The sequence below is a fragment of the Mesorhizobium sp. M8A.F.Ca.ET.021.01.1.1 genome (genome assembly GCF_003998025.1).
Classification (GTDB): domain Bacteria; phylum Pseudomonadota; class Alphaproteobacteria; order Rhizobiales; family Rhizobiaceae; genus Mesorhizobium.
Genome location: NZ_RZSJ01001096.1, coordinates 1 through 537, shown reverse-complemented (window position 1 = coordinate 537; position 537 = coordinate 1). Strand labels below are relative to the sequence as shown.

The following is a 537-nucleotide window of genomic DNA, read 5'->3' as shown; positions in this document are numbered from 1 at the left end:
AAGCCGACGAAAGCGACGGCACCTTCCTCAAGCTGCCTGCCGACATCGCCGTCGTCACCAACATCGATCCCGAGCATCTCGATCATTATGGCAACTTCGACAATGTGCGCGAAGCGTTCCGCCAGTTCGTCGAGAACGTGCCTTTCTATGGCTTCGGCGTGATGTGCACCGATCACCCGGAAGTGCAGGCGCTGGTCGGGCGCATCGAGGACCGGCGCGTCATCACCTATGGCGAGAACGCTCAGGCCGACGTGCGCTTCACCAACCACCGCATGGCGGGAGCGACCTCGGAGTTCGACGTGATCATCCGCGACCGCAAGGGGCGCGGCCAGACGACGATAGCGGGCCTGCGCCTGCCGATGCCTGGCCGCCACAATGTGTCCAACGCGACGGCCGCGATCGCGGTCGCGCACGAACTCGGCCTGTCGGCCGAGGCAATCAAGAAGGGCCTGTCGTCCTTCGCCGGCGTCAAGCGCCGCTTCACCCATACCGGATCCTGGAACGGTGTCGACGTGTTCGACGACTACGGCCATCACC

The 537-nt window shown here is 64.4% G+C and carries 1 protein-coding gene; it reads left to right on the top strand.

Annotated features, from left to right (window positions below):
• Window positions 1–537 (top strand): Mur ligase family protein (locus tag EOA36_RS36780; protein WP_245464587.1); only part of this gene is annotated, 537 nt, incomplete at both ends.